Below are 26,551 nucleotides of genomic sequence, written 5' to 3'. Positions count from 1 at the left end.
GTGCGCTTTCTCCGCTTTCCGATCAGTTGACGAGTTCAAATAGGCCGGCCGCGCCCATGCCGCCGCCGATGCACATGGTCACCACGCCGTACTTCGCCTTGCGCCGCCGCCCCTCGATCAGGATATGCCCCGCAAGCCGGCTGCCCGTCATGCCGTAGGGGTGGCCGATCGCGATCGAGCCGCCATTGACGTTCAGCTTGTCCGGATCGATGCCGAGCTTGTCGCGGCAGTAGATCACCTGGACAGCATAGGCTTCGTTCAGCTCCCAAAGATCGATGTCATCGATCCTCAGGCCGTGGCGCTTGAGAAGGCGCGGGATCGCCGCGACCGGACCGATGCCCATTTCGTCCGGCTCGACTCCGGCGGCGACGAAGCCGCGGAAGATGCCGAGCGGCTTAAGGCCCTTCTTGGCGGCGGTCTTGTCGCTCATGAGCACGCAGGCCGATGCTCCGTCGGAGAGCTGGCTCGCATTGCCGGCCGTGATGGTCTTGCCTTCGAACACCGGTTTGATCTTCGCCAGTCCTTCCGCCGTGGTCTCGGGGCGCGGCCCTTCGTCCTTCGACAGCGTCACCTGCTGATAGGAGACCTCCCTGGTGTCCTTGCTGACGACGGCCATCGTCGTTGTGATCGGGACGATCTCGTCATTGAAGCGACCGGCCTGCATCGCGGCACCAATGCGGCGCTGACATTCGAGGCTGTATTCGTCCTGCCGGTCGCGACCGATCTTGTAGCGCTCGGCGACAATCTCGGCAGTGTCGAGCATCGACATGTACATCTCGGGCTTCATCGCCATCAGCTCGTCGTCGACGGCGTGGAACCTGTTCATGTGGTCGTTCTGCACCAGGCTGATCGATTCGATGCCGCCTCCGATCGCGATCTCGACGCCATCGAGCACGATTGAGCGGGCCGCGACCGCGATCGCCTGCAGGCCGGAGGCGCACTGCCGATCGATCGTGGTGCCGGCGACGGTGACCGGCAGGCCGGCACGAACCGCCCCCTTGCGTGCGACGTTCATCACCATGGTGCCCTGCTGCATCGCGCAACCCATCACCACGTCTTCGACCTCGCCCGGCTCAATACCCGCGCGCCTCACCGCTTCGGCCATCACATGGCCGGCCATGGTCGGCCCCTCGGTATTGTTCAGCGCACCGCGATAGGCCTTGCCGACGCCGGTGCGGGCGGTGGAAACGATAACTGCCTCTGTCGTCATGGCTGCCTCTTTGGTTACGCTGCCGCGTCGAGCTGCACATAACGCAGCAAGTGGTGAGCGGGATCGCCGAACTGGATATTGATCGAGGAGATTCGCTTGAAGTAGTGACCGACGTTCAATTCGTCCGTCATGCCCATGCCGCCGTGGAGCTGCACCGCCTGGTCGGCGATGAACTTGCCGGCATAGCCGACCCTCGACTTGGCGCCGGAGGCGAGGCGCGAGATACCACTCTCGCCGGCACCGAGGCTGAGATTGAGATGCTGCATCAGGGAAAGCGCCTCCTGATGCGCGATGAACATGTCGACCATCCGGTGCTGCAACACCTGGAAGCTGCCGATGGTGACGCCGAACTGCTTTCGGGCCTTGGCGTATTCCAGCGTCGCGGAGTTCAGTTCGGCCATCGCGCCGACCGCCTCGGCGCAGAGCGCGCCGATGGCCCTGTCGCGGCAGCCTTCCAGCAGGGCGACGCCTTCGCCCTCGCTGCCGAGCAACTCGCCCCGCACATCGCGGAAAGTGATCTCCGCGGCACGGCGGCCGTCGATGGTCTTGAAGCTCCGCAATTCGAGATTCGCCGCCCGGGCGTCGACGACGAACAGGCTGACGCCGCCACAATCGTCGCGCTTGCCGGCAGTCCGGGCGGAGACGATGAGATAATCGGCCCAAGGCGCCGCTATGACGGCGGTCTTCTCACCACTAAGCGTGTAGTCCTTTCCCTCTCGCCGCGCCGTGGCCGCGACATTGGCGAGATCGAAGCGCGAGGTTTTTTCGGTCCAGGCCAGCGCCCAGATCTTGTGTCCGGCGATGATATCGGGAATGAAGGCCTGCTTCTGCTCTTTCGTCCCTGCCTGCTCGATCAAGCCGCCGACCAGCACGACCGTCTCCATGTACGGCTCCACGACAAGGTGGCGGCCGAACTCCTGGGCAACGATCATAGTAGAGAGCGGGCCGCCACCAAGTCCGCCGCTCTCCTCGCAGAATGGCGCCGCGAGCAGGCCAAGCTCCGCAAAAGCGCCCCACTGCTTGCGGCTCCAGCCCTCTTCGCTGGCCACGATCTTGCGGCGCGCCTCGAAGCTGTATTGGTCGCGTAGCATACGCTGTACGCTGGAGCGCAACAGTTCCTGCTCTTCCGTGAACTGGATATCCATCCGATCCTCTTGTTGCGCTGTTGCTAGAGACCGAGCACCGCTTTGGCGATGATGTTGCGCTGGATCTCGTTTGATCCACCGTAGATGCTGAGCTTGCGCGCGTTCAGGTATTTCTCCGACGCTGTGTGGCCGTAATCGGCACCCGGCATGAACTGGTTTGCGCCCGACGGTTGCTCGCGAAGCGCCAGGCCGTAGTTGCCGATGGCACGATGTGTGAGCTCGGTAATGCCCTGGAAGATCTCGGTGCCGCGGATCTTGAACAGCGAGGCCGCGGGCCCTGGATCGATGCCGCGCGCCATCTGGGCAACGACCCGCAGCTCGGTGGCCTCGAGCGCGAGCACATCGAGCTCGAGCCGGCCGATCTCCTTGCGAAATTCGAGATGCGCCGGATCGTCCGCTGCGATCTCCGCCTTCACGATCTTCTTCAGCCGGTCGAGATAGCGCGTCGACCGGCCGATCCCGGCCATGCTGGTGCGCTCGTTGCCCAGCAGGAATTTTGCGTAGGTCCAGCCCTTGTTTTCCTCGCCGATCAGGTTCTCGACGGGGACGCGGACATCCTCGAGGAAGACGTCATTGACCTCGTGCGATCCGTCGATCGTGATGATCGGACGAACGTTCACGCCTGGCGACTTCATGTCGATCAGGAGGAACGAGATGCCCGCCTGAGGCTTTGCGCTCGGATCAGTACGCACCAGGCAGAAGATCCAGTCGGCGTGCTGCGCCAACGTGGTCCAGGTCTTGTGACCGTTGACGATGTAATGGTCGCCGTCGCGCACAGCCTTGGTTCGGACTGTGGCGAGGTCCGAGCCCGAGCCGGGCTCGGAATAGCCCTGGCACCACCAGTCTTCACCCGACAGTATCCGCGGCAAGAACTTCTGCTTCTGAGCATCATTGCCAAAGGTGTAAATGACGGGACCAACCATGGTGACGCTGAACGCCAGCGGCGGCAGCGTCCCGGCCCGGCTGGTCTCCTGCTCGAAGATGAAACGCCGGGTGATCGACCAGCCGGGACCGCCATATTCCTTGGGCCAGAGCGGCGCGATCCAGCCCTTCTTGTAGAGAATACGGTGCCAGAGCAACGACTGCTCTTTGGTCAGGTCGGTCTCCGGGTTGGAGACGCGCATTTCCTTCGGATAGTTTTCGGCGATGAAAGCGCGCACCTCATCACGGAAGGCCGCGTCTTCTGGAGACAGTGCGAGTTCCATCGGGCGCGTCCTACCACTTCTCACCGAAGGGGCGGATTTCCATCTCGAAGGTCCAGGCGCTCTTCGGCTGTTGATAGAGCTGCCAATAGGACGTCGCGACCGAAGCCGGCGGCATCAGCAGGTCCGGATCATCGAGCGCATTGGGCCCGAGCGCTTCCAGACGTCGTTGGCGGACCCACTCGGTGTCGACGCCGGAATCGATAATGAGGTGGGCGACGTGGATATTCTTCGGGCCGAGCTCTCGCGCCATCGCCTGCGCCACAGCGCGCAGCCCGAATTTGGCACTGGCAAAGGCGGCATAGCCGCTGCCGCCGCGCAAGGAAGCGGTCGCACCGGTGAAGAAGATGCTGCCTTGGCCGCGGGGCAGCATCAGCCGAGCCGCCTCGCGTCCGGCGAGGAAGCCGGAGTAGCAGGCCATCTCCCAGACCTTGCGGAACACGCGCTCGGTCGTCTCGAGGATCGGGAAGTTGACGTTGGCGCCGATATTGAAGATGCAGACATCCAATGGTGCGTGCTTGTCGGCGTCGCTCAGAAAGGAGACGATCTCCTCCTCCTTGCGCGCGTCGAGCGAACGTGCGTGGATCTCGCCGCCGGCAGCCTCGATCTCCTTGACCAGCGGCGCCAGCTTGTCGCCGTTGCGGCGACCCGCGAAGACAGTAAAGCCCTCGGAGGCAAATTTCTTGGCGATCTCGCCGCCGATGAAATCGCCCGCGCCGATCACGGCGACGGTTGCATTTCTCTTTTTCAAGGAACTTCTCCCAGTTAGGTTAGGCGCGCTGTGTGCGAAGCAGTTCTATCGGCCCTGGTGGACCACATTTTTTGAGCGAGACCAGAACGATCGGGATTCGCCATCGCGCCGATCGAGGCTACCATGGTCGTGGCGCAGTCCTCGATCGGCCCGATCTGGTCCACCGCTTTGGCAAGATGGCGATCTGTCGATTGGTCGATGCGGCCAGCAAACCGAAAAGCGGTTTGATCGAGACCGAGTGCTTGCGACAGCTTCGCCACGACTAACCGCCTCCCGACTGAAAAACATCGGCGCCTTTTTCAGCATTGCGCCTCGAAGCGAAGCATGCGTTCTTTTTTAGAACTCGTCAATCGCTATTTTGTTGTCACGATCGGATCAGAAAACGGCAAGCTTGCTGCCCTGTTCCGGCGCTCTTGAGAACACCGTTTACAACCGGACTTCCAACCGATACCCCTAGCGTATCAAATAAGAACTTATGGGAGAGGCAGCATGGGAGAAAGTCGCGGGGTCGCGATGCTGGTCGGCGCGGGTGATGCCATCGGCGCTGCCGTTGCGCGGCGGTTTGCCAGCGGCGGCTACACTATTTGCATCTGCAGACGCGATCCGACCAAATCTCAGGCGCTTGTCGACGAGCTCAGGGCGAAAGGCCACAACATCCACGCCTTCAGCGTCGACGCCCGTCAGGAAGCAGAAGTCCAGAAGCTATTCGCGGGCGTCGAGCGCGACATCGGTCCGATCGAGATCTGCCTGTTCAATGCCGGTTCGAACGTCAACAAGCCCCTGCTGGAGACTACCGAAAAGCTCTTCTTCAAGGCCTGGGAGCTGGCCTGTTACGCCGGCTTCCTGGTCGGACGCGAAGCCGCGCGCGTCATGCTGCCGCGCCGATGCGGCACCATTCTTTTTACCGGTGCGACCGCAAGCATCCGGGGCAGCAAGGGATTTGTCGCGTTCTCGTCGGCAAAATTCGGCCTTCGCGCGCTGGCCCAGGCGATGGCGCGCGAGCTCGGGCCCAAGAACATTCACGTCGTCCATCTCATCATCGACGCTGGCGTCGATAGCGAGGCTATTCATCAGCGCATGAAAGCGGCCAGGGGGATCGAGGCCAGTGAGATCCCGCCCGACAGCCTGACCAAGACCTCCTCAATTGCCGAAGCGTATTGGTTTGCCCATCAGCAAAGCCGCGACGGCTGGACCCATGAACTCGATCTTCGCCCCGCCGTAGAGAAATGGTGACATGAGCGACAATCCAGACCTCACTTTGTGGGGCGTCGGGACAAGCCGCACCGTTCGGCCGCACTGGGCGATGCACGAGCTGGGGCTGGCCTACGAGATCAAACCGATCGGCCCACGGACCGGCGAGACCAAGACCGCCGAATATACCAGGCTCAATCCGCGCCAGAAGATTCCGCTGCTGCAGGACGGTGATTTCCGCATCGGCGAGAGCGCCGCGATCGTCGCTTATCTGTCGCGGATGTACTCAACGCCGGAGCGTGCATTGATCCCTGAATCCACCCGCGACTATGCCGCGTGGCTGGAATGGTGCTTCTTTATCGTCACCGAGCTCGACTCCACCAGCCTGTATGTGATGCGCCGTCACAGCGCCGATGCGCTCGGCCCAATTTACGGCGTCGCGCCGGAGGTCGTAGCTCAAGCCGCAGAATACTTTCGGGCGCAGCTGCGCCATGTCGAGGTCGCGCTGGCCGACGGCCGACATTTTATCATGGGCGAGCGATTCAGCAGCGCCGACATCCTGCTGACGACGTGCCTGGACTGGGCGATCGCCTACGGGGTAGGCATCTGCGACAATGCGCAGCCCTATCTCGAGCGCATGCGAAGCCGGGAGGCTTACCAGCGAGCGGTTGCCGCGAATGCTCCGCGCGCACCAATTAAACCGACGCCTGCCAAGGCCTGAGAACCGTTCGCCGGACGCGCGAAGTGCATCGACCTACATGGCCACGCGTAACGTGCGTGCAGCGACCATATCGTCGATCGCGCCATCATCGTAGCCCAGTTCGCGAAGCACCTCGCGCGAGTGCTCCCCGACGCGCGGGGCCGGTCCGCCGATGGCAGCCTGGTTGACCTCGAAGCGAGCCGCGGGCTTGGGCTGGCGCACACGGCCGACCTTCGGTTGGTCGAACTCCGCGATGATTCCGCGCGCCACGACCTGCTCATTGTGGATGATCTCGCCGCGCCGCAGGATCGGCGCGCAAGGGACATCCGCAGCGTCCAACCGCTCCAGCCATTCGGCGGTCGTGTGCCGGCCGATATACTCCGCCATCTTGTTGATGCGCGCCGTGGCGTTCACCGAACGCGCGGACGGGGTCGCAAACCGGGCATCGTTGGCGAGTTCGGGATCGCCGGACGCGCGGCAGAAGCCCTGCCATTCGGAATCTGAGATGGTGCCGGCCGTGATGTAACCATCGCTGGTCTTGAACACGAGATCCGGGCGGTCGTTGGGATCGGCGGCAGCGGCCTCGGCTCCGACCACCGTGTACTGCATCATGCCTTCCGGCCAGAGGTAGGAAATCATCGCGTCCAGCATCGCGACCTGGATATGATCCCCCTGCCCCGTCTTCTCACGCGCGTAGAGCGCCGCCGCCACCGCCTGCGCGGTGAACACGGCGGTGGTCTTGTCGCACACGATGGTGCGGATCATCTGCGGGCGATTGGTGACCGGCTGCGACTGGATATCGGCAAAGCCCGACAGGCCCTGAATGATTGGATCGTAGACGCGCTTCTTCACATAGGGCCCGGTGTCGCCGACGCCGCTGATCGAGACATAGATCAAGCGCGGATGACGCCGGCGCAGTTCTTCGACGCCGAGGCCGAGGCGCTCCATGGTGCCGGGCCGGAAGTTCTGCACCAGAACATCGGCCTGCGCGACCAGCTTGGCCAGCACCTCGTGCCCGGCGGGGCTCTTGACGTCGATCGAGAGCGAACGCTTGCCGCGGTTGGACGAGATGAACAGCGCGGAGAACTCGCCGTCCTTGTCGATGGTGGCCCGGCTGCGACGGGTGATATCGCCACCGATCGGCTCGATCTTGAGCACGTCGGCGCCCTGGTCCGCCAGAAACATGGTCGCAAACGGGCCCGACACCACGCCGGTCAGATCGAGGACACGAACGCCGCTAAGCGGACCAGCCATTTCACTCTCCCTGGATTGTTTTTCTGCCGACGGGCTGAGGATAAACTCCGGCTTACCGCCAGCCCTTCGCCTCAACCCGCACGGACCCCAAGTCGGTAACTAGCCGGTCTTGGAAACGGGCTGCCGGGTCTGTTCGACGATCGATTCCTCGACGTCCCGGAGTTGATCCTTGCCGAAAAACATCTCCTTGCCGACGAAGAATGTCGGCGAGCCGAAGGCACCGCGGGCGACGGCGTCATTGGTCAGGTCAATCAGCTTCTTTTTGACGTCATCCTGCTGCGCGCGCGTAACCAGCCTGTCGATGTCGATCCCCGAGGAGGCAAATGCGGTCCGGAACACTTCGGGATCATCCATCTTCTTGGGCTCCTCCCACATGTGATGATAGGCGGCGCGGAAATAGGGTTCGAATACGCCTTCGAACTGGGCCGCGACGGCGCCGCGCATCAGCATCAAAGTGTTGACTGGAAAGAAGGTATTCTGACGAAATTTCGTGATGTTGTGGCGGCGGATAAACCGCTGGGTCTCGAGCGCCTGGTATTCCGGCTTGTTCTTGATCCCGCGAAGCGAGTCGAACGGGGACATGTTGCCGGTCGCCTTGTAGATCCCGCCGAGCAGGACCGGGACGTACTCGAATTTTACCGCGGTCCGCCGCTCGATCCCGGGGATGGCGACCTCCGCCAGATACGCGTTTGGGCTGCCGAAATCGAACTGGAATTCAACCTTGAGGGTCATGACCGCTTTCTCCCGCAGAGCGTATTGGATGGTCAGGGACCGGCGATCCAATCGCATGGCTTGCCTGTTCTCACTTCTACAGTTCTAAAAACGAACTGTCAAATTCGGCTAGATTTATGCTGGTTTGACCGTTTCATCGGGTATTGTTTGGAATTCAGTACCTATCTAGAATGCAAGGCAAATATGGCGGCCTCGGCAGCGATTCGAGCGGGTCTCGCTGGGATGACTGGAGAATACGGATGAAGTGGAAAGAACTGGAGGAAGAGCCGTGTTCGATGGCCCGAACCATCGGCGTGATCGGTGACCGCTGGACCCTTCTGATCCTGCGCGAATGTTTTTTGCGCACGCGGCGCTTCGAAGGATTCCAGTCGGCGCTCGGAATTACACGTCATCTCCTCGCCGAACGGCTGAAGAAGCTGGTCCGGCAGGGCATTCTGCGCCGCATTCCCTACCAGGAGGCGCCAAAGCGGCACGAATATATCCTGACCCAGAAGGGTCTCGACCTTTATCCGATCATGATGGCGCTCGTGCATTGGGGCGACACTCACATGGTCGACGAGCGCGGCCGGCCGCTGCTGCACCAGCACCGCAAGTGCGGAAAGGACTTCGACCCGGTCATGGTGTGCTCTGAATGCGGCGAGCCGCTCTCGGCCAAGGAGGTTCATACCCATCCAGGCCCCGGCGCCCAAAGCCCGCTGACGACAGCCGCACCTGACAAGCCGAAGGCAAAGGCGCGCCGCAGCGCCGCTTGAGCCGGCCACCGGCGTCAGGCACTGAATCAGACTCGAATCACGGCTGCGTCGGGTTCGTTGCAGTGGAGACGGTCCGCTTGTTCAGCCCGGTGCTTGAGCACAGCACGTTGATTGACATAGGCCTTGTCGGTGATTTCTCCCGCGGCCAATGAGGGCGGATCCTTCAGCAGGGTGAACGTGCAGATTTTTTCGCTGCTTCCGACGGCCTCATTGTATTCCTGCAAACGATGTCTCAGGAATTCGATCACCTTGGGGTCGCAGGTCAAATCCGCAGCCGGCGCGTTCGAAATCCGCGCCGCCTCGGTTGGATTCAGCCAGCACAGCAGCGCGCAGGCATCACGGTTTTCTCCGGCAACGACAATGTCCAGTAGGACGCCGCGCGTTGCGGCCAGGATGGCGGCACGCATATTGCCGATCGCAACCCAGGTGCCGTTCGCGAGCTTGAAGTTCTCCGAAATTCTGCCGGTGAAACGCAGACCGAACTCCGGCTTCTCAGGATCGATAAACGACACGGTGTCGCCGATGCGGTAGAACCCCTCCTCGTCGAAAGCCTTCTCCGTCAGATCGGCTCTGCCGAGATAACCGGGGGTGACGTTGGGGCCCTTGACCCTGGCCTCGTACGTGTCGGAAACAGGGATCAGTTTCAGCTGCACGCCCGGCGCGGGAAGGCCAATCTCGCCCGGCCGATCCGTTGCCCAATGCGTCGTGCTGATTGTCGGCGCCGTTTCGGTCGTCCCGTACCCCGACATCACCGGAATCCGCCGGCCCGTGACCGATGAAGTCAGCCGATAGAGTTTTTCGAGCGTTCCTTGCGAAATGGCAGCCCCCGCGTAGCTCAATCGATCCAGCCGTTTGAAGATGCTGGCGCCGAGGGCGAAGTCGTTCTCGATGGCATCGCACAACAGGTTATAGCCGGCGGGAACGTTGAACATCGCCGTCGGCGAGATCTCCTTGAGGTTCGCCACCGATTTGTGAAAGAGCTGAGGCAGCGGCCGACCGTCATCGATGTAGAGCGTCCCGCCGTTCCTGAGAATGCCGTGAAGAATGACGTTGCTGCCCATCGTATGGTGCCACGGCAGCCATTCGACCTGAACCGGCGCCTCCGGAGGCGACACCAGCAGGCTCCCCATTTGCAGCGAGCTCGCCATCATGCGATGCGTGTTCAGCACGCCCTTTGGCAGGCCGGTCGAACCGGAGGTGAAGAGAATTTTTGCAACGGCGTCGCTGGGGATTGCACCCGACGCACGCGTGAATCCTTCACGGTCCGTTCGATCCGTCAGGACCCGGAAGGGCGTCGTCTCCGGCGCGCCATCGACGCTGATCCAGGTCGAGTCTGCCAATTCGGGAATGGAACGGGCCGCGGAAAAGTCGCGTCCACTCTGAACGAAAACGAAGTTCGGACGCAGCACCTGCGCGATGTCCTTGAGGCGCGCAAGGCCGCCGGGCATCAGCGTGTAGTTCGGCGATATAGGCGCCAGAATGACACCTATCGACATCGCCGCAAAGGAGATCACCGCGTTCTCGATGGAGTTGCCCGAAAGCACGGCCAGCCTGTCAGCCGGCTTTGCGCCCATGTCCATCAGACTCTGGCCGACCGCCTGGACCTGCGACCATGCTTCGCCATAGGTGATCTCGTCCCATCCCCCTTTGGCATTGCGCTGTGCGAGGAATATTCGCTGCGGAGCCGCGGCTGCCCAGCGCGGCAGAAAATCGGTGACGCGCCAGTCACATGGCCCCAATTCGAGCGGCGACCTCAATATGAGCGTGCCGTCGGTCCGGCGCTCGACGGAGAGCTCCCTTGGCGCAAACGTCAATGGCTTCGTCGACATCGAAAACGATCTCCTGAATTGCCGCGGATGGATAGAACGGGCTGCGCCAAGCGTCACTCCGACCTGGCGTCCAGGACGTCTCCGAACGCTTGCCACGTCGTGCCGGTCCAGCGCTGCAGCCGCATCTGCGTCCAGATCATGTTCTCGGTCTCGCTCGTGTTGACCTTGATCCCGGGCAGCACAGTCGGAACGACGACGTCTTTCAGGTTCTTCGCCTGCGCCAGGATATTCTTCCGCGACAGATCATCACCGCATTGCTTGAGGATTTGCTCGAGCAGGACGCCTTGCTGATAGCCGGTCAGATAGCTGCCGTTGGTGATATCGGCGCCCTGCAGATACTTGTCGAAAAATGCCCGGTAAGCCCGCATGCCCGGATCGTCCTTCCATGTCTCGTCCAGGACATCCTTGTTGGTCGTGCCGACCATCACGCCGACCGATTTGTCGAGCCCGGCCGGTGCAAGCGTGCCTCCGACCGATCCGGACGGGAAATTGATGATCACGGTCGCCTTCCAGCCGATCACCGAAGCTTGCCGGATGGCTTGCGCCGCGAACTTCGGCGTCCCGGCGATCACCAAGGCCTCGGCACCCGAGCTCTTCAGATTGGTAATCTGCGAATCAATCGTCGGTTCAGTGACCTCGTAGGAAGCACTGACGACCTTGCGGTCGAAATCCTTGCCGAGAAACGCCTTGAAGGCAGCGAGGTAATCTTTGCCGAGATCGTCGTTCTGATAGAGGATGGCATACTTGGCGTTCGGTAGCGTTCTCGTCAGGTATTTGGCGTAGATTTTTCCTTCGGTGTCGTAGCTGACAAGACCCGTGGTGATCAGCGGGTAATCGGCGACGTCCGTGAACTTGGACGAGCCGCTGACGATGGCGACACTCGGTACCCCTTTGGCCCTAAGGTATTTTGCAGTGGCTGAGATGCCGGGGGTTCCGAGCTGGCCGAACATGAACGACACTTCGTCGCTCTCAACCAGCTTGCGGACGTGCTCCACCGCTTTGGGAGGACTATATCCGTCGTCATAGGCGATGTAGTTGATCTTGCGTCCTTTGACGCCGCCGCGGTCGTTCAACGCCTGAACGTAGGCCATGAGCCCCTTGCCCACGAGACCGATCGATGATGCCGGTCCGCTGAAGGGAAAAACCCCGCCAATCTTGATTTCGGTAGCAGAGATTCCCGGCTCGTCGGCGGCGAATGCGGGACCACTCAGGAATAGAGCCAGAGCCGCGACGATCTTCCATCTCACCAGCATTGCGTCCTCCCAATCTTGCACCCCTTCTCGAGTGTGCGGCTTTGTTTTGTTGCGCCGGTGGCGGCTCGTCGCGCCCTTTGCGAAGAGGCATCGCGCAGAACAGGTCCAGCCGTAAATCCGGCACGTCGCGGCCGTTGCGTTCGGCCATCTCGTGCGCAGCCTACAGTTCTTTTTTTGAACTCGTCAAGCGATTAGATGCTCACGTGCCGTGACTTGGACGACAGGCCCCGTCCTCGTACTTGGAAATAATTTGGTCTAAATCCTGCGTATAAGGCCGCGTTTTCGGCTGTTCTAGGACAGGATCGCTGGCGCATTTCCATGCTGCTGCACACATTCTTTTTTTGAACTATAAGGCCGCCGCGAGACCACGCAGTGCCTGGCTTATCTAGCCAGGCACCCACGGCGCAGCAGGGATAGATTTCGCCGAGCCCTACTCGGCGGCGATTGCTGTTCGCAATTCTGCATCCTTCGCCGAACGCTCATAGAGCTCGTCCGGGGCTGGCTTGATGCGAACCAGGCCACATAAAGCGCAGGAAGGAACAGCAGGATCAGGACCTTGCCAACTGCCGTGCCGCCAATCAGCGTATAGGCCATCGATCCCCAGAACACGGAATGCGTCAGAGGAATGAAGGCCAGCACGGCGGCAAGTGCGGTCAGGATCACCGGCCTGGTGCGTTGCACGGTGGCTTCGATGACGGCGTGATAGTCATCGAGGCCGGCAGCACGATTCTCCTTGATCTGTTCGGTCAGGATCAGGGTATTGCGCATCAGGATGCCTGCCAGTCCGATCAGGCCAAGAATGGCGTTGAACCCGAACGCAGGATGATGAAGACAGGGTAACGGCCCGTTCGCGAACGGCGATCGCGGAAAGATTAAGGTTCATCTGCTAACTTACAATTGGCTGGGCGGCAGCTTCCTTGAGGCCAGCTGCCGCTTGGGCGTCAAGCCCGCGCGCGGCTTCCTGTGAATCTTGAAATTCCTCGAGGGCATGGACTCTGCCCCACCGCAGGGTGAACACGTGGAGACCGCGGTTGACGTACGAGCCGTCGCCATCGAGCAGCGTTGCGGTGCCGTCCCATTCGACAAACACGGTGGTGTTCCAGGGCCAGCCCTTCACCCAGACGTTGTTGACCCTGATATGGAGCGTGGGCAGGACGCGTCCGAGCCGCTCGAACCAGCGGCGCAGGGCCGCTTTGTCGTGGCGCTCCCCGCCCAACGCGTGATGGCCGGAAACACGGTGATGGATGTGCGGCGCGACCGCCTTCACCGCTTCATCCCAGCGATGGTTGTTGACATGGTCGAAGGTCTTTCGGATTTCCTGCTCGACGATGTAGCTGTACATGTGCTTCTCCAGCGGCTGGGGCGGAACGATTGAGACTCTTCAGTTGCTCCGGCTTTCAGCGGCGGTCCTGACACGAGCGCCCTCCTGCAGGAGGTGAGCGCCGAGCGAAACAATTGGATCACCAGAATTCAAGCCGGAGATCACGGCGGTTTCGTCGGTCACCCGAACAAGCTTGATCGGCCGAAAGCGTACGGTTGAGGTGGCGCTGTCGAGGATCCAAACTCCGGTCTTGCGGCCATCATCGAGCACTGCTCGGAGCGGCACCTGAACTTGCGGCTCGCTCGTTTGGCTCGGTAGCCGAATGGTCACCGTCGCGCCAAGTGGTGCGGCCGCGGCTTCACCGTCCAGGACATACCAGGCTTCATAGGTTCGGGTCTGGGCATCGGCGGCGTCGGACAATTGCCGCAAACGCGCCGTATAGCGCCACCCTTCGGCTACTCCGTACACGCTGGCCTCGGCCACGGAGTCGATTGCCGGCCGGATCGTTTCAGGGAGCGCGACCACCGCCTCGCGAGGACCGGCCTTGGCAATCCGAACAACCGTCTGGCCGGCCGAAACGACCTGCCCGGGCTCGCCAAGCGTTTCGACCACCGTTCCGTCCGCGTCCGCGACCAGGATCGAGTACGTCGCCTCGTTCTCGGCAACCCGTGCATCGGCTTCAGCGCTCGCAAGCTGCGCCTCGGCCGTATCCAGCGCGGCCTTGGCTTGCTCGTAGCGCTGTCGGGAAGCCCAGCCGTTGCTCACCAACTTGGCGTATCGCGGTTCGTCCGCTTCGGTCTGCACGACGGACGCGCGCGCGGCAGCAACGGCGTTGCGCTTCGCCGTGACCGCAAGACGAAGGTCGGTTTCGTCGATCCGCATCAGCGGCTGACCGGCTTTGACCTGCTCACCGGTATTCACAAGCCGCTCCACGATCTTGCCGGGAACGCGAAAACCGAGGCTGCTCTGCACCCGCGCCCCGATGATGCCGGTGAAGCCACGCTCCGATCCGGTCACCCGCGCCGCGGCCGTGATCCTGACGATCGGGGCTTCTTGCCTCGGATCGCTCACGGCCGAGGCCGCCGGCGCGCGAAGCGTAACGAATGCGGCCACCGCGCATCCCGCGATCAGGACGCTCCCCAGCACGATCATCTGTCGCTTTTTCATAACGTGGCCTCATGCCAGATAGATTGCGTTCGAGCTCTATATCGGATAATAGATGTCGAACGCAATCTAAAATGGGGAGACCAATGATGCGAGTGAGTCGCATTCAGGCTGAGGAAAACCGGCAAAACGTCATCAATGTCGCAAGCCGCCTGTTTCGGTCGCGGGGATTTGACGGCATCGGCCTCAAGGACCTGATGGAAGCTGCCGGGCTGACCCAAGGCGCATTCTACAAGCAGTTTGAGTCAAAGGAGGACCTGGCCGCGCAGGCGTCGACGCGCGCGCTGGAGAGCGCCACGCTGCGATGGTCGACCGCCATCGCCGCGGCCCCTGAGGATCCCCTCGGGGCGGTGATGGGGTTCTATCTCAGCACGGATCATCGCGACGAAAAGATGGACGGTTGCCCGATCGTGGCGCTCGGCTCGGATGTGGCCAGACAGAGCAGCGAGGTGAAAGCGTCGTTCGAAGGCGGGATCAAAGCGCATATCGAAATCCTCAGCCGCCTGATTGCCGAAACGAGCGACGAGGAATCCAGGAGCAAAGCCATGGCCATTCTTTCGACGATGGTCGGAGCGTTGACACTCTCACGCGTCGTCAACGATCCCGATCTCGCTCAGGCCTTTCTGGAAACGGCGTCGCGACAGATTCGCGACACTGTCGCCGCTTGAAGATCGGTGCTTGATAACTCACAGGGAGAACGCAAATGCGCAAAGCAGGGATACACAATTTTCCGGCGATCGACCGTGTCGTTTACGGCAAAGCTGCGTCTGAGGCCTTGAACGATGAAGCGGTGCGGCTGGATGCCAAGCACGTCTTCCTGATCGTCAGCCGCACCTTGAACACCAAGACCGACGAGATCGAGAAGATCCGGCGTGCGCTCGGCGAAAGACATGTCGCGACCTTCGATGGAATTGCAGAGCACACCACGCGCAAGCAAGCTGCCGAGGTTGCCCGTCAAGCCAAAGACGCCGGAGCCGACCTGGTGGTCGCCGTCGGGGGAGGCTCGGCGATCGATCTCGCCAAGATCGTCATCATGGCGATGGAACATGACATCCGTGACGAAGCGGGTTTCGATCCATTTCCCATGGGCCCGGGCGTCACCGTCTCTCCGTTCCGATCGCCAAAGGTTCGACAGATCGCGGTGCCATCCACGCTGAACGGCGGCGAATACAATGCAGCAGCGCTCGTCACCGATGAACGCAGCAGGCTGAAGCAGATCTTCTTCCATTCTCTGATGATGCCGGTGGCGATCATTCTCGACCCTGCCCTTACCGTCCATACGCCCTCGAAGCTCTGGATGGGATCGGGAACGCGCTCGATGGACCACGGCATCGAAGCATTGTGCTCACCCGCCGGCACGCCGCTTAGCGACGAGGTGGTCCTGGCCGGCATCCGCACGCTTCGGGAGGGAATGCAACGGACCTTGCAGCAACCCGATGATCTGGAGGCGCGTCGACTGTCTCAATATGGCGCGTGGCTCGCCGCTTTCGGCCTCCAGGCGCGGGTCCCGATGGGAGCCAGTCACGGCATCGGCCACGTGCTTGGCGGGACCTTCGGCGTACCACACTATTATTGCACACCGGTCATCATGCCGAGCCTACTTCGCTACAACAAGGCGTTCACAGAGGATGCGCAAACGCGCTTAGCAGCGGCTCTTGGCGAGCCGGGCATGGAAGCGGCAGCCGCCTTCGCAGAATTCACCAGGAGACTTGGACTACCCGGTCGCCTTGCCGACGTCGGGATCGGCGAAGACAAGTTCGAGCAGATCAGCAAGATTGCGATCAATCATCGCTTCGTGCAGGCCAATCCGCGGCCTTTTAAAAGCGAAGCCGACATCGTCGATCTGTTGCGAATGGCCGCCTAGCCAAATCCGAATGAACTGATACTTGCCCAAATTGACGTGCGGGAGAATCCAGCCATGACATCAGCTCCGCGCCCACGCCGGCAAGTAGGGCCGGCGACGCGCCGGCAACCGTCTATCAACTGTTCATGCAGGAGAGCGCGGATGCTGCCCGCTGGCATGAACATCCACGGTGGAGAAAGCCGTAAAGACAAGGAGGCGATCCCTTGCTCAACCTGTCACATGACTTCGACGCAAGTAAACGAACCGGCTCCCGCTCCGCCCCGCGCCGGCATCGACTGGCAACTCGCTCCCGTTGACTTCATCCGGTTCGGAAAAAGCGGCGCCGAGATCTGCGCGCAAATGAAGGATCCCAAGCGCAATGGCGGCCGCGATGCCGCCGGGCTGGTCGAACATCTGCGCCATGACGCTTCGTTGAACGGCTTCATTCCGCGCGGCTGAGCGCCCGGCACAGGTCGGACGACGCCACCAGGCAGCTTCGAGAATCGTGTCAAGGACGTCGCCTTATGGGGGACGGCCTGACAACCTTGTCCGAATTGATTAGATTCGTTTTGCCGCATGCGAAGGCTGGATACGAACATATGACCGGCATGATCTGTGGACTTGAGACGGCCCTCGCGCCGCGCGCACGGGCGCCATAGCTGAGCAGCAACGCGTTGAGTCCGATCAGATCAGGCTCGACCTGCCGCGGCTGAGAATGTCGCCTGCGCCTTTGTCGCCGACGATCCTGCCGTGTTCGTACACCACCCGGCCACGGGCGATCGTCGTTACCGGCCATCCGGTGACGTCGAACCCTTCCCATGGCGTGTAGTCCGAACCGTGATGCAGATCGGCCTGCCGAATAGGCTTCTTCAATTTGGGATCCCAGAGCACGATATCCGCATCGAAGCCGACGCCGATCGAGCCCTTGCGCGGATAGAGGCCGTAGATGCGCGCATGGTTGGTCGCGGTCAGCTCGACGAATTTTTGCAGGCTGATCCGTCCCTTCGACACGCCTTCGGAGAACAGAATCGGCAGCCGGGTCTCGACACCTGGAATGCCGTTCGGCACCCAGCGGAACGAGGTGCGGCCGTTCGGCGTCAGCTTGCCCCTGGGATCGTCGTAACGGAACGGGCAGTGATCGGACGAGAAAGTCTGGAACACGCCCGTGGTGATGCCTTCCCAGATCGCCTGCTGGCTTTCCGCGTCGCGCGGCGGCGGCGAGCAGACATATTTCGCGCCTGACATGTCCATGTTCAGACCCTTCATGTCGTCAGCCGTCAGCGTAATGTATTGCGGGCAGGTCTCGGCATGAACAGGCAATCCGCGCTGCTGAGCCCAGCGCACCTGCTCCATCGCCTCGCGCCCGGAGACGTGCACGATCATGATGGGAACGCCGATCACCTCGGCATGACTGATGGCGCGATGCGTGGCTTCGCGCTCGACCGCCTGTGGCCGCGACACGCCGTGATAATAGGGCGCGATATGGCCCTCGCGTTCCAGCTTGGAGGTCAGGAAACGGATGGCGTCGTAACCCTCGCAATGGACCATCACCAGCGCCTCCTCGCGGCGCGCGACCTCGAAGACCTCGAGCAGCTGCTTGTCACTGAGCACGAGGTCGTCATAGGTCATGAACACCTTGAACGAGGTGTAGCCGTCCTTGACCAGGGCCGGCAGCTCCTGCCCGAGCACGACCGCGGTCGGATCGGAGATGATGAGATGGAACGCCGTGTCGATATAGCACTCGCCTTCGGCAAGCTTGCGGTAGTTCTCGACGCAGGTCCGCAGAGACGTGCCCTTCTCCTGCAGCGCGAACGGCAGCACCATGGTGTTGCCGCCGGCGGCTGCCGAACGGGTCGCTGAGGCGAAGTCGTCGGCCATCACCACGTCGGGGCCGGAGGCCTGCGAGATGTGGACATGGCTGTCGATCCCGCCCGGCAGGGCCAGCTGCCCGGTCGCGTCGATCTCGCGCGCTGCGCCTTCGAGATGATCGGCAATGCTGACGATGCGGCCGTCGCGAATGCCGATATCGGCGCGGAACTCGTCGCTGGCCGTCACGATGGTACTGCCGCGAATAGCAAGATCGAGCTGCGTCACAGGAGTCTCCATCACTTGATGACCGTCGATGTCTGGAAGATCCGCCCCCAGTCGGCAAGAGCCCCGGCATCGCCGCCGGCGAGCTCCAGGGTTCGCCACAGCGTGACCGCTACCGAATCGACCACCGCGACATTCAATTCCCGTTCGAGCGAAGCCGCCAGCGCGGCGCCGTCGAGGTTGGTGCAGAGGATGACGACAGCATCGGCGCCGTCAGCCGCCACAGCGCGGATCATGCCAGCAATCGTCGCAGGCGCGACCTCGCCGAAAGAGAAATTGTCGCGCAGTCCGAGGTGCCGCTCCGCGTGCGGGGCGATCCCCTCCTCGGCCCAGACGTGACCGATCCGCCGCTGCACGTCGTCGGTATAGGGCGAGACCAGGCCGACACGTTTGGCGCCGAGCGCGCGAGCGGCATCGATGCAGGCGAGCGTGGAGGTCGTCGCCGGCACGCCGGTGCGCACCGTGATTGCCTCGCAAAGGCTCCGGTCTCTGCCGATGCCGAGCCAGCTTGCGGACGTACCGTTCCAGGCGATGGCATCGACCTTCGCATCGGCCAGCAGGTCCGCCGCAGGCAGCATCACCGAGGCGTCGAACTGGTTCAGCGCGGCGGCGTCGAGTGCGATCTCGGTGACGCGGAAACGCGAGAAATGCGCGGTGACATCGGCCACGCCGGCGAGCATCGCACTGGTGACGGGCTCCAGCACCGAATTGGAGGACGGCGTGATCATGCCGAGGCGTTTGCGCACAATTGACATCGATCGCAGTCGCTCCGTTGCGGCGAAAGCGCTCCTCGGCTTCCTCAAAAGGATCATCCGCGTCCGCATCGGTCCACGCAACCCGCAATCTGCATGCTGCATACAATTTATTCGATATGCACGTGTTTTGAGCCACATACGTCTTCTATTTGGGCACCTCACGTGAAGGAAATTAGCTACGATCGCACGTCAGCAGGAAGGCCGGCGTGCCGCAAAAATCCGAACCGAACCCGGGCCGAAAGTCGCCCAAACTCAAACGGATGGGCCTGCATGAGCGCGCCGCCGCGCGGATGCGGACGATGATCATTCGCGGCGAGCTGCCGCCGGGATCGCAGACCCAGGAAACCAGGCTGTCGAAGGAGCTGGGCGTATCGCGCACTCCGCTGCGCGAGGCGATGAAAGTGCTCGCGGCCGAGGGATTGATTGAGCTCCGCCCCAACCGCAGCCCGCGCATCGCCGACCTCGCCGTCGACGGCATCTCGGAATTGTTCGAGGCGCTGGCCGGCATCGAGCGGCTGGCCGCCGAGCTCGCCGCCGAGCGCGCCACCGAGCGCGATCTCGCCCGCCTGCGCACGCTTCAGACCCGCATGGAAGGTCATCATCGCAACGGCAAGCTCGACGAGTACTTCGCCATCAACGGCGAGATCCACGACACCATCGTCCGCATGGCGCGCAACACGCCGCTGCGCGAGGCGCACGTGACGCTGATCTCCCGCGCCGAGCGCGCGCGTTACCTCGCGCTCGGCGCCGACCGGCGCTGGAGCAATTCGGTCGACGAGCATGCCGGCGTCCTGGCCGCGCTCGAGGCGCGCGATAGCGAAACCGCAGGACGCCTGCTCGGCGCCCATGTTCGGCGCACCGGCACGGCGCTGCTCGAAGTCATCGCGGCCTCTCAAGCCAAGCAGACGGCGGCGCAATCATGAAGCTGCTGCTGCTCAACCCGAACACCAGCACCGCAGTCACCCAGTTGATGACGGATGTCGGGCAGCGCGCGGCTGCGCCCGGGACCGAGCTGATCCCCTGCACCGCGACCCGCGGCGTGCCCTATATCTCGACACGCACCGAGGCACAGATCGGCGGTGCCATTGCGCTGGAGATGCTGGCCGGGCAGCATCGCAAGGTCGACGCCGCGATCATCGCCGCCTTCGGCGACCCCGGCCTGTTCGCCGCGCGCGAAACCTTCGACATTCCCGTGGTCGGCATGGCGGAAGCGGCGATGCTGACCGCCTGCATGGCCGGACGGCGTTTCGCCATCGTCACCTTCGCCCAGGCGCTCGGCCCCTGGTACGAGGAATGCGTCCGCGCCCACGGGCTGTGGGAGCGCTGCGCCGGCATCCGCATGCTCGATACGCCGTTCCAGGCGATCTCCGAGGTCGGCACCGAGAAGGAGGATGTGCTGGTCGATCTCGCCCGGCGCGCGATCGTGGAGGACGACGCGGACGTCTTGATTTTTGCAGGTGCGCCGCTCTCGGGCCTCGCCGAGCGCGTGGCCGACCGGATCCCCGTCCCAGTCGTCGATCAAGTCATCGCGTCGGTGAAGCAGGCCGAGGCCCTGGTCGCGCTTCGCCTGCGCAAGGCAACCGCAGGCACGTACCGCCGGCCCGCTGCCAAACCCACCCTTGGTCTTGCCGATGCGCTCGCCGCCCGGCTCGAGCATCGCGATAACTAGGGGAGCTGCGGCCAGCGATGCGAAAAACCAAGCTTGTTCTCAATCGCACGGCCGAAGGCAAACAGGCGGGATTCGCATCCCGGCGGTGCAATGATCTGGATACCGAACGGCAGCTCGTTCTCCGCTCGGGGGGCCGGCAGGGTCAGCACCGGGAAACCGACCAGCGACACGATGAAGGTGACGGCGAGATAATCGATCGGCGTCTCCAGCGCCGCGCCATCGATCGTGGTGACGTCGCTGATCTCATTCGGCCAGGGCAAAACGGACGCCGCCGGCGCTACCAGGAAATCGGCGCGGCTGAACAGCTCGCGAAAGCTGCGATAGATCGCGGTGCGGCGACGCTCGGCATTGAGATAGTCCTCCGCGGAGAGCTTTGCGCCCGCCTCGATATTCCAGATCACGGTGGGCGTCAGCTCGGCGCGGCGCGACTTCAGCAGCTCGCCATAGCCGTTGGCGATGTGCGCGGCGCGCAGCGTCCGAAATGCCTCGATCGCACCGCCGCAATCGGGCGCGGACGGCACCACATCGGCCACGGCTCCGAGCGCCTCGCAGGCCGCGGCGAAACGTGCACGGACATCGCGCGCGACGGCCGCGATCCCGAAATCGGGCGTCGCTGCGATCCGGGGACGCACTGCAACCGGCCGATCCTCATTGACGACACCGATCGAGAGTGGGTCGTGCACATCGCCTCCCCCACAGATCGACAGCGCAAGCTCGAGATCGTCGACGCCGCGGGCGAGAAAACCGTGGGTGGCGAGCATGTCCCAGCCGAGGGGGCGATGCGGCGCCGGGATGCGACCGGGCGTCGGCCGGATCGAGGCGACGTCGCAAAAACTTGCGGGCGTGCGCACGGAGCCACCGAAATCGGTGCCATGGGCCAACGGCACCATGCCGGCCGCGACCGCAACCGCGGAGCCACCGGAAGATCCACCCGAAGTCAGTACCGGATCGAACGGATTGCGCGTCGGCCCGCACAATTTGTTGGTACAGACCGCGCCGAAGCCGAATTCGGGTGTGTTGGTCTTTCCCAGAATGATCGCGCCAGCGCGCCGCAATCGCGCGACCACGAGATCGTCTTCGGCCGGAATATGATCGCGGAACAGAGCCGATCCGTACGTGGTCGCAACCCCCGCAGTGTCGGTGAGGTCCTTGATCCCTATGGGCACCCCATGCAGCGGGCCGACCCGCGTTGGCGCGGCGTCGCAGATATCAGCGGCACGGCGGGCCCCCTCCGCATCGACAGTCACGAAGGCCGCCAATTGGCTATCAAGACTCGCGATCCGCGCCAGATGCGCCTCGACCGCGTCGCGCGAGGAGAGTTCGCCCTTCGCGAGGGCGCGTGCGAGGGCCGTGGCAGTGAGGTCGCAAACCGATCGATCCGACGTCATCACCCCACCATGCCAAACCTCGCGGCGAAAAGCGACCGGTGCGGGCATGAGACTTGCTTTCTACTCCGGGGCAACGGGAGGCAACACCATGGCTGAAGCGCAAGGCGGCCGATCGCTCGTGGTCGACGCCGTCACCCACCGCTATCCGAGCGGCGCGCTCGCGGTCGAGAACATCAATCTCAACATCAAAGGGGGCGAGATCATCGCCCTGCTCGGCCCCTCCGGCTGCGGCAAGACTACCCTGCTGCGCATCATCGCCGGCTTCATCGCGCAGACGCAGGGGCGGATCATCATCGGCGACGACATCGTCGACGCGCTACCGCCGAACCGCCGCGCGGTCGGCATCGTGTTCCAGAACTACGCACTATTCCCCCATCTCAGCATCAGCGAGAACGTCGCTTATGGGCTTGCCGCGCGCGGGATCGACAAGGCGACCCGCCAGCGCGAAGCACAGCGCTTGCTGGATCTGGTGCAGCTGCCGACCATGTCGGAACGGTTGCCACGGCAGCTCTCCGGCGGCCAGCAGCAGCGCGTCGCGCTGGCCCGCGCGCTCGCGATCAAGCCGTCAATCCTGTTGCTCGACGAGCCCTTTGCCGCGCTCGACAAGAATCTGCGGCTCGACATGCAGATCGGGGTCAAGCGGCTCCAGCGCGTCTCCGGCATTACCACGCTGATCGTGACCCACGACCAGGAAGAAGCGCTGTCGATGGCCGACCGCGTCGCCGTCCTGAGCCACGGCAAGCTCGAGCAGTTCGGGTCGCCGTCGGACGTCTACGACCGGCCGCAGACCCTGTTCGTCAACACGTTCGTCGGCGCCAGCAACCGCATGCCCGGCGTGGTCGTCTCGGCAGACCGCACGGCCGCAAAAGTCCGCCTCGATGCCGGCGCGGAAATCATTGCGCGTCCCGCCGGCGGCGCTCTCACCGAGGGCGGCCGCGTCACCGTGTGCATACGCCCCGAGCATCTGCAATTCGTTGGCGACGAGACCGGCTTTGCCGGCGTGGTCGGCATGTCGCTGCCGTTAGGAGCCACCGTCGTCCACGAGGTCACCACCGCGGACGGCTCCGGCGTCAAGATCTCCCAGGCGCGCATCGGCGAGACGCGCACCCTGGAGAGCGGCGCCGCGGTGCGCCTCGCGCCGCTCGCCCCGTCGCTCGCAAACGCTTTTCCTGCAACGCTTTGAATTCAGTTTTTGTCCAGAGGGAGTTCGACCATGATCATGAACCGCCGAAGCCTGATGACGACCGCACTCACACTCGGCGCCATGAAGGCGTTTCCCGGACTGAGCTACGCCCAGGCCCGCCCGCTGGTGTTTGCGACCTTCACCGGAAGCTGGGAGGAGGCGCACAAGGCCGTGCTGGTGCCGGCCTTTCGCAAGGCGAACGCCGATGCCGCGATGGTGCTCGACCCCATGCTCTCGGTCGACCAGATCGCCAAGGTGAACGCCGCCAAGGCCAATCCGCCGATTGACGTCATGCTGCACGATCCCGGCCCGGCCCTGGTCGCAATCGGCCAGGATCTGGTCGAGCCATACCCCGTCGAGAAGAGCGCCTATTACAAGGACCTGATCGCCGAGGCCCAGGAGCCGATGGGCCCTGCCCCCTTCTTTCAGGTCGTCGGCCTCACCTACAATCCGGAAGCCGTCAAGACGCCGCCGACCTCCTGGGCCGATCTGTGGAAGCCCGAGTTCAAGGGCCGCGTTGGCATCACCAACCTTAACTCGACGCTCGGCACCGGCTGGCTAGTCGAGATCGCCAAGATGCGCGGCGGTTCGGAAGCCAATGTCGATCCCGGCTTCAAGGCGATCGAGGAGCTGAAGCCCAACCTCGCCGCGGTCGCCGCCAATCCCGGCGCGCTCGCCACCCTGTTCCAGCAGGGCCAGATCGATATCTCGCCCGGCAATTTCAACGCCATCCAGATCCTGAAAGCGCGCGGCGTGCCGGTCGAGTTCGTGGCCCCGAAGGAAGGTGCCATCGCCTTCAAGACCACGATCCACATCGTCAAGAACTCGCCCAACCGCGAGCTCGCCTTCAAGCTGATCGAGGCGTCGTTGACCCCGGAAGTGCAGACCACGCTGATGAACCCGCCCTACCTGATCGTGCCGACCAATTCCAAGGTGGCGATGGGCGGCGAGATCGCGCGCGTGCTCGCCAAGGACACGGCCGAGCTGAAGCAGAAATTCGTGTTCCAGGACTGGAAGAAGATCAACGAGCAGCGCTCGGCCTGGATCGAGCGTTTCAACCGCGAGATCAAGATCTAGAGCTTCAAGGACTCATGATGGGCACAGCACCGGCATCACGAGACGTCACGTCCTACGGGATGGGATTGGCAGCGCCGCTGGCGCTGTTCTTCCTAGTGTTCTTCGTGGTGCCGCTGCTGCAATTACTGTGGCTCTCGTTGCACAACGACACGGCCGCGCTCCATTGGGGACTCGGCCAGTATCTGCACTTCCTCACCGATCCCTTCAGCCTCAGCGTGCTCGGCTCGACGCTGCTGCTTGGGGCCGAGGTGACGGCCGTCTGCCTCGTGCTCGGCTTTCCCATCGCCTGGCTTTACCAGCGGGTCGGGTCGCGGCTTCAGACCATCATCATCCTGATCGTGCTGCTGCCGCTTTTGACCAGCGTCGTGGTCCGTACCTTCGCCTGGATCGTCATCCTGGGCCGCCAGGGAATCATCAACGCGACGCTGCAATCGCTCGGCATCATCGAGACGCCCCTGAAACTGCTCTACACCCAGTTCGGCGTCGTCCTCGCGCTGGCGCAGGTGCAGATGCCGCTGACGACGCTGCCGCTGATCACCGCGCTCGGCCGGATCGATTCCAATCTCGACGACGCCTCCTGCTCGCTCGGCGCTGGAAGCTGGCGCACGTTCTTCCGGATCGTGCTGCCGCTGTCGCTGCCCGGCGTGATCGCCGGCTGCACGCTGACCTATGCCGCCGCGATCACGGCCTTCATCACCCAGTCGCTGATCGGCGGCGGACAGATGCTGTTCATGCCGATGTATCTTTACCAGCAGGCTTCGACCCTGCAGAACTGGCCGTTTGCCTCCGCAATCTCGATCATCTTTTTGCTCGCGGTGCTCGCGGTCGTCTCCGTCTTCACCACGCTCGGCCGCCTGTCGCGCGGCTATGGAGGTGCGTGATGAGCGGGCGCAAGCGCACCCTGGAGGCGTTCAGTTTCGAGCTGGTCATGAGCCTGATCGCCGCGATTGCGCTGATCATCATCATCGCGCCGTCGCTGGTGGTGCTGATCGTCTCGTTCACCAGCGGCTTCTCGCTGCGTTTTCCGCCGCCGGGCTATTCGCTGCGCTGGTACGCCGAATTGTGGAACGCCTGGCAGCTGCACTTCGCAGCCAAGAACAGCCTCATCGTGGCACTGTGGGCGACGGGCCTGTCCGTGGTGCTCGGCGTTGCCGCCGCGCTCGCGATCTCGCGCTCACCGACGCTGTCGGCGCGGCTGCTCGATTCCCTCTTCATGTCGCCGCTGGTTCTGCCGGCGCTGGCCTTTGGCCTTGCCGCGTTGATGCTGTTCTCGCTGGTCGGCCTGCCGGTGTCGCCGTTGACGCTGGTAATCGGCCACACCGTGGTCTGCGTGCCCTATGTCGTGCGCAATACGATTGCGGCGCTTGCCCAGCTGGAGCCGACCCTGCTGGAGAGCTCGGCCGTGCTGGGCGCCGGCCGCATCTACACGTTCCGGCGCATCGTGCTGCCGCTGATCCGGCCGGGCATCATCGCGGGCGCCTTCATCGCCTTCATGTCGTCCTTCGACAACGTGCCGGTGTCGCTGTTCCTGCGTGATGCCGCCACCGACATGCTGCCGATCCGGATGTGGCAGGACCTCGAGGGCAAGCTCGACGTCACCATCGCCGCGCTGTCGGGCGTGCTGATCATTGCAACCGTCGCGTTGGTCGCGATTATGGAGCGCGTCACGGGGTTATCGCGGCGGCTGACCAACTGATCAGGCGCCGCGGAACAGCGAATAGCCCCAGCGCGTGAATTTCAGCGGCAGGTGAAAATGCTCGTCAACATTCTTGATGCGAAAGCGGAACGGCGTCACCGTGAGAAACCCGTCGCGCTCGCCAAAGAACTCGCCGAGATGAAACAGGACCTCATACTCGCCCGCCGTCACGCCCGCCCCCTGCGCAACGGGATGATCGAGCACGCCGTTGACACCAAGCCGTCCGTCGGCGACGCGCAGCGAGTCCGGATCGATCCGCCAGATCTCGACGCGCAGACCCTGCGCCGGGCGTCCGCTCGCCACATCGACCGCGTGAATGGAAATGCCACCTGCCACAATGTTCCC

The 26,551-nt window shown here is 63.1% G+C and carries 27 protein-coding genes and 1 pseudogene; 12 read left to right on the top strand and 16 right to left on the bottom strand.

Going from position 1 to position 26,551, the window contains the following annotated elements:
• Positions 1 to 22: 22 nt before the first annotated feature.
• From IVB13_RS20820 to IVB13_RS20800, 5 genes are read right to left on the bottom strand one after another with little or no spacing between them, the layout of a single operon-like run.
• Positions 23 to 1,210, bottom strand: coding sequence for an acetyl-CoA C-acyltransferase (locus IVB13_RS20820; protein WP_247490225.1), 1,188 nt, complete (start codon positions 1,208 to 1,210; stop codon positions 23 to 25).
• 14 nt (positions 1,211 to 1,224) lie between these two features.
• Entirely contained in the window at positions 1,225 to 2,355 is a 1,131-nt protein-coding gene (locus IVB13_RS20815; protein ID WP_247490223.1) for an acyl-CoA dehydrogenase family protein, read from the bottom strand.
• A gap of 23 nt (positions 2,356 to 2,378) precedes the next feature.
• Positions 2,379 to 3,560, bottom strand: coding sequence for an acyl-CoA dehydrogenase family protein (locus IVB13_RS20810; RefSeq protein WP_247490221.1), 1,182 nt, complete (start codon positions 3,558 to 3,560; stop codon positions 2,379 to 2,381).
• Between the two features lie 10 nt (positions 3,561 to 3,570).
• Complete coding sequence (locus IVB13_RS20805; protein WP_247490219.1) at positions 3,571 to 4,308, bottom strand: SDR family oxidoreductase; 738 nt, start codon at positions 4,306 to 4,308, stop codon at positions 3,571 to 3,573.
• A gap of 14 nt (positions 4,309 to 4,322) precedes the next feature.
• Positions 4,323 to 4,568 carry a hypothetical protein gene (locus tag IVB13_RS20800; protein ID WP_157643067.1) on the bottom strand — a complete coding sequence of 82 codons (246 nt, stop codon included), beginning with the start codon at positions 4,566 to 4,568 and terminating at the stop codon, positions 4,323 to 4,325.
• A 229-nt stretch (positions 4,569 to 4,797) separates the two neighbouring features.
• Between IVB13_RS20800 and IVB13_RS20795 the strand changes: the two genes are divergently transcribed.
• Positions 4,798 to 5,541 carry an SDR family NAD(P)-dependent oxidoreductase gene (locus tag IVB13_RS20795; protein WP_026233658.1) on the top strand — a complete coding sequence of 248 codons (744 nt, stop codon included), beginning with the start codon at positions 4,798 to 4,800 and terminating at the stop codon, positions 5,539 to 5,541.
• A gap of 1 nt (position 5,542) precedes the next feature.
• On the top strand, positions 5,543 to 6,220 hold the full coding sequence (locus IVB13_RS20790) for a glutathione S-transferase family protein (protein WP_247490217.1): 678 nt from the start codon (positions 5,543 to 5,545) through the stop codon (positions 6,218 to 6,220).
• A 33-nt stretch (positions 6,221 to 6,253) separates the two neighbouring features.
• Here IVB13_RS20790 and IVB13_RS20785 read toward each other — a convergent pair whose 3' ends face one another.
• Positions 6,254 to 7,453: a CaiB/BaiF CoA-transferase family protein gene (locus tag IVB13_RS20785; protein ID WP_085350859.1), complete on the bottom strand. Its 1,200-nt coding sequence runs from the start codon at positions 7,451 to 7,453 to the stop codon at positions 6,254 to 6,256.
• Positions 7,454 to 7,552: 99 nt separating this feature from the next.
• Complete coding sequence (locus tag IVB13_RS20780) at positions 7,553 to 8,185, bottom strand: 2-hydroxychromene-2-carboxylate isomerase (protein WP_085351026.1); 633 nt, start codon at positions 8,183 to 8,185, stop codon at positions 7,553 to 7,555.
• Between the two features lie 239 nt (positions 8,186 to 8,424).
• Between IVB13_RS20780 and IVB13_RS20775 the strand changes: the two genes are divergently transcribed.
• Positions 8,425 to 8,937, top strand: a complete 513-nt coding sequence (locus tag IVB13_RS20775; protein ID WP_018458768.1) for a helix-turn-helix domain-containing protein — start codon at positions 8,425 to 8,427, stop codon at positions 8,935 to 8,937.
• Between the two features lie 26 nt (positions 8,938 to 8,963).
• Here the strand turns inward: IVB13_RS20775 and IVB13_RS20770 are convergent, their stop codons facing one another.
• From IVB13_RS20770 to IVB13_RS20750, 5 genes and pseudogenes are all read right to left on the bottom strand, one after another.
• Positions 8,964 to 10,766: an AMP-binding protein gene (locus tag IVB13_RS20770; protein WP_085362429.1), complete on the bottom strand. Its 1,803-nt coding sequence runs from the start codon at positions 10,764 to 10,766 to the stop codon at positions 8,964 to 8,966.
• A gap of 53 nt (positions 10,767 to 10,819) precedes the next feature.
• Complete coding sequence (locus IVB13_RS20765; RefSeq protein WP_247490215.1) at positions 10,820 to 12,019, bottom strand: ABC transporter substrate-binding protein; 1,200 nt, start codon at positions 12,017 to 12,019, stop codon at positions 10,820 to 10,822.
• A 430-nt stretch (positions 12,020 to 12,449) separates the two neighbouring features.
• A pseudogene (locus tag IVB13_RS20760) lies at positions 12,450 to 12,835 on the bottom strand (efflux RND transporter permease subunit); the annotation flags it as partial.
• 70 nt (positions 12,836 to 12,905) lie between these two features.
• The gene (locus tag IVB13_RS20755; protein WP_231188679.1) at positions 12,906 to 13,361 is read right to left on the bottom strand and encodes a nuclear transport factor 2 family protein; all 456 of its coding nucleotides are present in this window, start codon (positions 13,359 to 13,361) and stop codon (positions 12,906 to 12,908) included.
• A 39-nt stretch (positions 13,362 to 13,400) separates the two neighbouring features.
• Positions 13,401 to 14,507, bottom strand: a complete 1,107-nt coding sequence (locus IVB13_RS20750; protein ID WP_247337507.1) for an efflux RND transporter periplasmic adaptor subunit — start codon at positions 14,505 to 14,507, stop codon at positions 13,401 to 13,403.
• An 86-nt stretch (positions 14,508 to 14,593) separates the two neighbouring features.
• Here IVB13_RS20750 and IVB13_RS20745 point away from each other — a divergent pair, with 86 nt between their 5' ends.
• From IVB13_RS20745 to IVB13_RS20735, 3 genes are all read left to right on the top strand, one after another.
• Positions 14,594 to 15,172, top strand: a complete 579-nt coding sequence (locus IVB13_RS20745; RefSeq protein ID WP_026233656.1) for a TetR/AcrR family transcriptional regulator — start codon at positions 14,594 to 14,596, stop codon at positions 15,170 to 15,172.
• 35 nt (positions 15,173 to 15,207) lie between these two features.
• Entirely contained in the window at positions 15,208 to 16,368 is a 1,161-nt protein-coding gene (locus IVB13_RS20740; RefSeq protein WP_247490213.1) for an iron-containing alcohol dehydrogenase, read from the top strand.
• A gap of 141 nt (positions 16,369 to 16,509) precedes the next feature.
• Positions 16,510 to 16,806 carry a hypothetical protein gene (locus IVB13_RS20735; RefSeq protein ID WP_247337509.1) on the top strand — a complete coding sequence of 99 codons (297 nt, stop codon included), beginning with the start codon at positions 16,510 to 16,512 and terminating at the stop codon, positions 16,804 to 16,806.
• A gap of 225 nt (positions 16,807 to 17,031) precedes the next feature.
• On the opposite strand, the gene hydA is transcribed toward IVB13_RS20735, so the two are convergent.
• Both hydA and IVB13_RS20725 read right to left on the bottom strand, forming a co-directional pair.
• Positions 17,032 to 18,453: a dihydropyrimidinase gene (gene hydA / locus IVB13_RS20730; protein ID WP_201263813.1), complete on the bottom strand. Its 1,422-nt coding sequence runs from the start codon at positions 18,451 to 18,453 to the stop codon at positions 17,032 to 17,034.
• Positions 18,453 to 19,193, bottom strand: a complete 741-nt coding sequence (locus IVB13_RS20725) for an aspartate/glutamate racemase family protein (RefSeq protein ID WP_018458758.1) — start codon at positions 19,191 to 19,193, stop codon at positions 18,453 to 18,455. Before IVB13_RS20725 ends, hydA begins: the two co-directional genes overlap by 1 nt.
• Positions 19,194 to 19,399: 206 nt before the next feature.
• On the opposite strand from IVB13_RS20725, the gene IVB13_RS20720 reads away from it, so the two are divergent.
• The gene (locus IVB13_RS20720) at positions 19,400 to 20,116 is read left to right on the top strand and encodes a GntR family transcriptional regulator (RefSeq protein ID WP_018458757.1); all 717 of its coding nucleotides are present in this window, start codon (positions 19,400 to 19,402) and stop codon (positions 20,114 to 20,116) included.
• Complete coding sequence (locus IVB13_RS20715) at positions 20,113 to 20,862, top strand: aspartate/glutamate racemase family protein (RefSeq protein WP_018458756.1); 750 nt, start codon at positions 20,113 to 20,115, stop codon at positions 20,860 to 20,862. Before IVB13_RS20720 ends, IVB13_RS20715 begins: the two co-directional genes overlap by 4 nt.
• Here the strand turns inward: IVB13_RS20715 and IVB13_RS20710 are convergent.
• Positions 20,859 to 22,250, bottom strand: a complete 1,392-nt coding sequence (locus IVB13_RS20710; protein ID WP_247370667.1) for an amidase — start codon at positions 22,248 to 22,250, stop codon at positions 20,859 to 20,861. The two genes, IVB13_RS20715 and IVB13_RS20710, sit on opposite strands and share 4 nt — an antisense overlap.
• Positions 22,251 to 22,338: 88 nt before the next feature.
• Between IVB13_RS20710 and IVB13_RS20705 the strand changes: the two genes are divergently transcribed.
• From IVB13_RS20705 to IVB13_RS20690, 4 genes are read left to right on the top strand one after another with little or no spacing between them, the layout of a single operon-like run.
• Positions 22,339 to 23,433, top strand: a complete 1,095-nt coding sequence (locus tag IVB13_RS20705; RefSeq protein WP_247490210.1) for an ABC transporter ATP-binding protein — start codon at positions 22,339 to 22,341, stop codon at positions 23,431 to 23,433.
• 30 nt (positions 23,434 to 23,463) lie between these two features.
• Positions 23,464 to 24,510 (top strand): ABC transporter substrate-binding protein, encoded by a 1,047-nt coding sequence (locus IVB13_RS20700; protein WP_007608710.1) that lies wholly within the window; start codon positions 23,464 to 23,466, stop codon positions 24,508 to 24,510.
• Between the two features lie 17 nt (positions 24,511 to 24,527).
• A complete protein-coding gene (locus tag IVB13_RS20695) occupies positions 24,528 to 25,391 on the top strand; it encodes an ABC transporter permease (RefSeq protein WP_247404711.1) in 864 nt (287 codons plus the stop codon).
• Positions 25,391 to 26,206 (top strand): ABC transporter permease, encoded by an 816-nt coding sequence (locus IVB13_RS20690; protein ID WP_018458752.1) that lies wholly within the window; start codon positions 25,391 to 25,393, stop codon positions 26,204 to 26,206. Before IVB13_RS20695 ends, IVB13_RS20690 begins: the two co-directional genes overlap by 1 nt.
• Here the strand turns inward: IVB13_RS20690 and IVB13_RS20685 are convergent, their stop codons facing one another.
• Positions 26,207 to 26,542, bottom strand: a complete 336-nt coding sequence (locus IVB13_RS20685; RefSeq protein ID WP_026233653.1) for a hydroxyisourate hydrolase — start codon at positions 26,540 to 26,542, stop codon at positions 26,207 to 26,209.
• Between the last annotated feature and the right edge of the window lie 9 nt (positions 26,543 to 26,551).

This window comes from Bradyrhizobium sp. 17 (assembly GCF_023073515.1).
Taxonomy (GTDB): domain Bacteria; phylum Pseudomonadota; class Alphaproteobacteria; order Rhizobiales; family Xanthobacteraceae; genus Bradyrhizobium; species Bradyrhizobium canariense_D.
Note: the sequence above shows the minus strand (reverse complement) of the source record. Positions and strands in the feature narration are given on the sequence as shown.